This is a genomic window from Herminiimonas sp., assembly GCF_030645555.1.
Lineage (GTDB): Bacteria > Pseudomonadota > Gammaproteobacteria > Burkholderiales > Burkholderiaceae_D > Oxalicibacterium.
Genome location: NZ_JAUSME010000166.1, coordinates 1 through 6,880, shown reverse-complemented (window position 1 = coordinate 6,880; position 6,880 = coordinate 1). Strand labels below are relative to the sequence as shown.

The following is a 6,880-nucleotide window of genomic DNA, read 5'->3' as shown; positions in this document are numbered from 1 at the left end:
GCTGGCCACGCACCAGCCTACACATGTGCTGCCCGCCTTCGATTTTGGTGGCCATACCTGGCGCCATGATCTCTACGCGCGCTATCGCGAAAACCGAGAGCCCATGCCGGCCGTGCTGAAAGAGCGCTTGCCGGATTTTTATGCGGAATTGTCTGCGCTTGGATTAAACGTCGTCTCGGTGCCGGAAGTCGAAGCCGACGACGTGATCGCAACCGGCGTCATGCGCTGGCTGGGCGAAGGTCGCGGCGAAGCCATCATTGCTTCGACCGACAAGGATCTGCATGTCTTGATCGCGCATGGCGCGATAGTCTGGGATCATTTCAAGGGTGAGTGGCACGACAGCAAATGGGTGGCAGACAAATTCGGCGTGCCGCCCGAGATGCTGGCCGACCTGCTGGCCTTGATGGGCGATGTGTCCGACAGCATTCCCGGCGTTTCCAAGGTGGGCGTGAAAACTGCCGCCAAGCTCTTGCAGAGTTACGGCAGCATAGAGCGCATCATGGCGGGCGCCGGCATCCTCAAGGACGCGCTTGGAGAACGGCTGCGCAAGGATCAGGCACAGCTGGAACTGTCGCGCAAACTGGTCGCGTTGAAAGCCGATGTGCGCATGGGCGTGACCTGGAACACGCTGGCATTTGATGCCTCGCGCAGCAGCTGAAGCCCTTATCCACTTCCATCTTTTGTAATCGAATTTTTATGACCGACATCGAACAGTGTTATATCGTCCAGCAACGCAAAGTAAACGGAACGGAGAAAGATCTTCCTGTCTATGCAAAAGCGATGCGCAGCAAGGAAGGCGTCTTCGAAGGTGTTTCCTTCATCCGCAATCGTGAAAAGGCATCCGTCATGACGCTGGCCGAAGCGCAGCAGGCGGTGGCCTGGGCCAGAAAGAAAAAGCCGCTGGCCGGCTTGTATGAAACGACGATACTGCCCGAAAAATAAGCAGCGGAATCAGCAACGCAGCAGGCAACGCTAAACGGGCAGCATGATGGCCTATTTATTTTCCGGTAATGCGCGACGGTATTGAATCGCTTCCGCCACATGCGCCTGGCTGATCGCGGGTGCATCTGCCAGGTCGGCGATCGTGCGCGCGACTTTCAATACCCGATGGTAAGCGCGTGCCGACCAGTTCAGGTGCGTCATCGCAGTGCGCAGCAATTGTTCGCCGGCAGCGTCCGGCTTGCAGTGATCTTCTATTTCACTGCTCGATAGCAGGTGATTGTGTTTCTCCTGGCGCGCCAGTTGCCGCGCCGATGCTTGCGCCACGCGATCGGCAACACGCGCGGATGGTTCGCCATCGGCTTGCTTGAGCAAGTCTGCATGCGCCAATGCGCCGACCTGGATCTGCATGTCTATGCGGTCCAGCAGAGGACCGGAAATTCTTCCCTGGTAGCGCGCAATCACATCGGGCGTGCAGCGGCACTTGTTCGATGGATGACCAAAATATCCGCATGGGCAGGGATTCATCGCTGCTATCAACTGGAAGCGTGCCGGGAAATCGGCTTGCCGCGCAGCGCGCGAAATCGTGATCTGTCCCGACTCTAATGGTTCGCGCAATACTTCCAGCACGGTACGACTGAATTCCGGCAATTCATCGAGAAAGAGCACGCCGCGATGCGCCAGCGAGATTTCGCCCGGGCGCGGCGTGCTGCCGCCACCGACCAGTGCGACCCCGGACGCGGTGTGATGCGGTGCGCGGTAGGGGCGTACTTTCCAGCGCGCGGTGGTAAAGCCGCTGCTCAGCGATTGCACTGCTGCCGATTCCAGCGCTTCATCATCAGTCATAGGCGGCAGGATGCCGGCAAAGCGTGCCGCCAGCATCGACTTGCCGGTGCCTGGCGGCCCAACCATCAAGAGGCTGTGACCACCTGCGGCGGCAACTTCGAGTGCGCGCTTGGCTTGCGCCTGCCCTTTCACGTCTGCCAGATCCGGATAGCTCGGGCGTTCGCTGACCGGTGCGGCGACATGGCGTACCAGGCGTGCGTCTGCATCAAGGGCGGCGAATTGGGCGCAAACCTGCAGCAGCGTGTCGGCAGGAAAAACCGTCACATCGCGCACCAGCGCCGCTTCATCTGCATTCATGCGTGGCAATATGAAGGCGCGTTGCTTGCCGTTGCTGCTGCGATGCATTGCAAATGTCATCGCCAGTGCGCCGCGTATCGGACGCAATTCGCCGGATAGGGAGAGTTCGCCGGCAAATTCATATCGCGCCAGCGCGTCTGCCGGCATCTGGCCGGAAGCGGCAAGTATGCCGAGCGCGATCGGCAGGTCGAAGCGGCCCGATTCCTTGGGCAGATCGGCGGGCGCCAGATTGACGGTGATGCGCCGCGCCGGGAATTCAAAGCCCGCATTCTGCAAGGCCGCACGCACCCTGTCCTTGGATTCCTTGACCTCGGTTTCCGGCAAGCCGACGATCATGAAGGAAGGCAAGCCGTTGGCCAGATGCACCTCGACCGTTACTTCCGGCGCCTGCATGCCGGCCAGCGCGCGACTCGTCAAAACGGCTAGGCTCATACGCTCCTTTGAGTATCCAAGGCTGGTTGCGCCTCTATGCTTTAATTAGTGCCGCTGATGTTTTGCGTGTTCGAGCCGGGCGATGACTGCCTTGACGATCGCGACCATCAAGGCCTGGTCCGGGGTCGGGTGATCGGCAATATGCACCAGCGTTGAGCCTATCTGTATGGCCTTGCCGTGCGGATCACCAGGGGCCTCCTGATAGGCAATCGCCAGCTCGTATTCAGCGATCAGGGGGCCGCAGGCGCGCCAGTCGCGTGTCCATTTGGGCAAAACCCGGGTGTTTTCCCATAAGGAACCCGCACTCTCGTAAAACTCTTCGACGTTATGGTGACCCAGCAATTGCGCCAGCTGACGTTCCTTGGATACGCAGCTGCGGAAATACTCTTCATCACTCATGCGCATGGCGCCCCCTGTTTTGGGTATCGATACTGCCTGGCGATCTGAAACGATGTGTGCCTATATAAATAGGCCCGCAGCAGTTGCGCGCATTGCAGTCGCGCAGCTGTACTGCGTTTATTTTTTCAGCTGCGCTTCCAGGGCGGCTACTTGCGCTTCCAGTGCTTCGAGTTTGGCGCGCGTATTGATGAGTACCTGAGCCTGTACATCGAACTCTTCGCGCGTGACCAGATCCAGTTTGGCAAAGCCCTGGCTCATCATCGCTTTTACATTTTTTTCTATGTCCTTGACAGGAGAGTTTTCCAAAACCTGATTGATCTTGTCTTGCATGTCGTTAAAAAAATTGGGCTTTTCCATCTTGACCTCGTAAAAATTAGTTATTCAGCACCACGAAGGTGCAATTCTTGTTTATGTGCGCTAGAAGAGTGCACATTTAAGTTGCTGCGATCAATAAAGATTGTATTAATCAATAATAAATAGTAAAAATGATAATACATCCTACCTAAAAAGCTGGCATGAGTCCTGCTAAATGTAAGTCCGAGGACAACCAATGTTTGGTTTCTACATTTAACTCTAAAGGGAATATCATGAAAAAACTGATTCTTGCAGTCGCCGTAATGGGTGCATTTGCTGGTATTGCTAACGCACAAGAAGCTGCCGCGCCAGAACACACTTTTACAGGTAACTTGACTGTAGCAACAGACTACCGTTTCCGTGGTATTTCGCAAACATTTAAAGAGCCAACTGTTCAAGGCGGTTTCGATTACGCGCATTCGAGCGGTTTCTATGTCGGCAACTGGAACTCGAATGTTAGCGGCACTTCCTTCACGAACGGCTCGATTGAAATGGATCTGTATGCAGGCTACAAGTTTGCCGTCACTCCAGATATCACAGCTGACGTAGGCGCTTTGTATTACTACTACCCAGGCGCTCAAATTGCTGGCGGCCAAAAATACAATACAACCGAACTGTATGCTGCAGCAACTTACAAATGGTTCACTCTTAAATACAGTAATGCTGTTTCCGATTTTTTTGGCGCTGCTAATTCCGACGGCTCGGATTACCTCGAACTGAATGCCAATTTTGAAGTTGCGGATAAAACCACGCTGGGTTTCCATGTCGGCCAACAGAACGTCAAAAATGTAGCTAACGCCGATTACACCGATTACAAAGTCAGTCTTGCACGCGATTTCGGATTTGCAACTATCGGCCTGGCAGTCGTAAGTACGGATGCAAATAAAACCTTCTACTCTGCTACTAACAGTGCTGGCAAATCGAAAAAACTGGGCGAGACAACAGCTGTATTGTCTATCTCCAAAGCTTTCTAATTTAAAAATAACGTAAGAGGTTCAAATGAAACTGATTACTGCCATTATCAAGCCCTTCAAGTTGGATGAGGTGCGGGAAGCCTTGTCTGCGATAGGCGTACAAGGCATTACCGTGACTGAAGTTAAAGGCTTTGGTCGCCAAAAGGGGCATACGGAGCTGTATCGCGGTGCAGAGTATGTGGTTGATTTCCTGCCCAAGACAAAAATCGAGGCGGCTGTTGATGACGGGATCGTAGATCGCGCGATCGAGGCAATCGAAACTGCGGCCAGAACCGGCAAAATTGGTGATGGCAAGATCTTTGTCTACGACCTGCAGCAAGTCGTCCGCATCCGCACCGGTGAAACCGGTAAAGAAGCACTTTAAGGGGAATGAGATGAGTATCAAGAAAATGTTCACAAGTGCCCTGGCGACGGGCGCCTTGCTGCTCGCGGTTGGGTTTGTGGCACCGGCGGTTGCAGAAGATGCACCTGCCGCTACACCTGCAGCTGTAGTTGCAGCACCGGCTGCCGCAGCTCCCGCTGCGGCGCCAGCCGCTGCAACTGCCGCGCCAGAAGCACCTGCTGCCGCAGCACCGGCACCAGTGCCGAATAAAGGCGACGTCGCATGGATGGGGATTGCGACCATCCTCGTCATCATGATGTCGATTCCCGGCCTGGCATTGTTTTACGGCGGCCTGGTACGCTCGAAAAACATGCTGTCCGTGCTGATGCAAGTCTTCATGGTGTTTTCGCTGATCGTGGTGTTGTGGTGCGTGTACGGCTATTCGCTGGCATTCACGCAAGGCGGCGCGTTCATAGGCGGATTCGATCGTCTGTTCCTGAAAGGCATCACGGTTGATACCGTGGCTGCTACCTTCAGCAAGGGTGTCGTGATTCCTGAGTTCAGCTTCGTTGCCTTCCAGGCTACGTTTGCAGCCATCACCTGCGGTCTGATCGTCGGTGCATTTGCAGAACGTGTGAAATTCTCCGCTGTGCTGTTGTTCATGGTCCTGTGGTTCACGTTCTCTTACCTGCCTATCGCTCACATGGTCTGGTTCTGGCCTGGTCCTGACGCTTACACCGACGCTGCCGCTGCTGAAGCTGCTACTGCCGCATCGGGCTGGTTGTTCGCAAAAGGCGCACTCGACTTTGCTGGCGGTACCGTGGTGCATATCAATGCTGCTATCGCAGGCTTGGTTGGCGCATACGTTATCGGCAAACGCGTTGGTTACGGCAAGGAAGCGATGGCTCCCCATTCGCTGACGATGACGATGATCGGCGCTTCGCTGCTGTGGGTGGGCTGGTTCGGTTTCAACGCCGGCTCGGGTCTGGAAGCAAACGGTCTGGCTGCAATGGGTATCGTTAATACTCTGTTGGCTACCGCCGCTGCAGTCTGCACCTGGACTTTCGGTGAGTGGATGGCTAAAGGCAAACCTTCGATGCTGGGTGCTGCATCCGGTGCGGTCGCTGGTCTGGTGGCAATTACGCCAGCCTGCGGTTTCGTCGGTCCTATGGGTGCACTGGCAATCGGTTTGCTGGCTGGTATCGTCTGCCTGTGGGGTGTGAATGGTCTGAAACGCCTGTTGGGCGCTGATGACTCACTCGACGTGTTCGGTGTGCATGGCGTGGGCGGTATCCTCGGTGCGATCCTGACCGGCGTGTTTGCCTCCCCGTCGCTCGGCGGCTCCGGCATCTATGATTATGTTGCCAATGCGGTTGCTCCTGACTACTCGATCATGGGTCAAGTCTGGATTCAAACCCAGGGCGTGATCACTACCGTGATCTGGTCTGCTGTGGTGGCTTTCGTGGCCTTCAAGCTGGTGGATCTGGTGATAGGCTTGCGCGTTCCTGAAGAAGAAGAGCGCGAAGGTCTGGACATCACCAGCCATGGCGAATCTGCTTACCACTCGTAATTGTTAGTTCATGCCCGCGCAAGCGGGCGTGCAAAAGCGCCTCTTCGTGAGGCGCTTTTTTCGTTTGGGGCTTTAAAATTGCCGTTCGGCCCTAATCTAAGCATGCCAAATTGAGTGCATATGCTTGCCGGGCTAGCGACGCAACAGGCGTTTCCCGTTAAAATCAGCGTCAATCAACGATAGTTCAGCAAAAAAGGTTTATATGGTTCCGCATCTCGTCACGGCCTTGAACGGTCCGTTGCTCGACCTTGAGAAAAAAATCCTCAATGCCACCCCAGCCATAGAGCGCTGGTTCCGGCTGGAATGGCAGGAACATACGCCGCCCTTTTATTGCTCGGTCGATTTGCGCAATGCCGGCTTCAAGCTGGCGCCGGTCGATACCAATTTATTTCCTGGCGGGTTCAACAACCTTTCGCCGGAAATGCTGCCGCTGGCGGTGCAGGCGGCAATGGCGGCGATAGAAAAATATTGTCCGGATGCGAAGAACCTGTTGCTGATACCGGAAGGCCACACGCGCAATACCTTCTATCTGCAAAACGTCGCGCGCCTGATGCAGATCTTCCGCCAGACCGGTTTGAATGTGCGCCTGGGTTCGCTGTCGCCGGATGTGACGGGCCCGACGCCGATAGAACTGCCGGACGGCACCACGCTGACGCTGGAGCCGCTGGAGCGTTCGCATAATGGCCGCCGCGTCGGCTTGAAGAATTTCGATCCTTGCACGATCCTGCTGAATAACGATTTGTCGGC

9 protein-coding genes are annotated in these 6,880 nt (G+C 55.5%); 6 read left to right on the top strand and 3 right to left on the bottom strand.

Annotation, left to right across the window (positions count from 1 at the left end):
• Positions 1–658 (top strand): 5'-3' exonuclease H3TH domain-containing protein (locus Q7T06_RS06660; protein WP_304782274.1); only part of this gene is annotated, 658 nt, incomplete at its 5' end.
• Between the two features lie 38 nt (positions 659–696).
• The gene (locus tag Q7T06_RS06655; protein WP_304782271.1) at positions 697–942 is read left to right on the top strand and encodes a hypothetical protein; all 246 of its coding nucleotides are present in this window, start codon (positions 697–699) and stop codon (positions 940–942) included.
• Positions 943–993: 51 nt separating this feature from the next.
• On the opposite strand, the gene Q7T06_RS06650 is transcribed toward Q7T06_RS06655, so the two are convergent.
• The 3 genes from Q7T06_RS06650 to Q7T06_RS06640 all read right to left on the bottom strand — a co-directional run bounded on the left by Q7T06_RS06650 (position 994) and on the right by Q7T06_RS06640 (position 3,270).
• Positions 994–2,514, bottom strand: coding sequence for a YifB family Mg chelatase-like AAA ATPase (locus Q7T06_RS06650; protein ID WP_304782268.1), 1,521 nt, complete (start codon positions 2,512–2,514; stop codon positions 994–996).
• A gap of 45 nt (positions 2,515–2,559) precedes the next feature.
• Entirely contained in the window at positions 2,560–2,919 is a 360-nt protein-coding gene (locus tag Q7T06_RS06645; protein ID WP_304782265.1) for an aminoacyl-tRNA synthetase, read from the bottom strand.
• 111 nt (positions 2,920–3,030) lie between these two features.
• Entirely contained in the window at positions 3,031–3,270 is a 240-nt protein-coding gene (locus Q7T06_RS06640) for an accessory factor UbiK family protein (protein ID WP_304782260.1), read from the bottom strand.
• A 230-nt stretch (positions 3,271–3,500) separates the two neighbouring features.
• On the opposite strand from Q7T06_RS06640, the gene Q7T06_RS06635 reads away from it, so the two are divergent.
• From Q7T06_RS06635 to Q7T06_RS06620, 4 genes are all read left to right on the top strand, one after another.
• The gene (locus Q7T06_RS06635; RefSeq protein WP_304782256.1) at positions 3,501–4,241 is read left to right on the top strand and encodes a TorF family putative porin; all 741 of its coding nucleotides are present in this window, start codon (positions 3,501–3,503) and stop codon (positions 4,239–4,241) included.
• Between the two features lie 25 nt (positions 4,242–4,266).
• Complete coding sequence (locus Q7T06_RS06630) at positions 4,267–4,605, top strand: P-II family nitrogen regulator (protein ID WP_304782252.1); 339 nt, start codon at positions 4,267–4,269, stop codon at positions 4,603–4,605.
• Positions 4,606–4,615: 10 nt separating this feature from the next.
• Positions 4,616–6,133: an ammonium transporter gene (locus tag Q7T06_RS06625; RefSeq protein WP_304782249.1), complete on the top strand. Its 1,518-nt coding sequence runs from the start codon at positions 4,616–4,618 to the stop codon at positions 6,131–6,133.
• 202 nt (positions 6,134–6,335) lie between these two features.
• Positions 6,336–6,880, top strand: a 545-nt coding sequence (locus Q7T06_RS06620; RefSeq protein WP_304782246.1) for a glutamate--cysteine ligase, incomplete at its 3' end; no start/stop codon positions are given.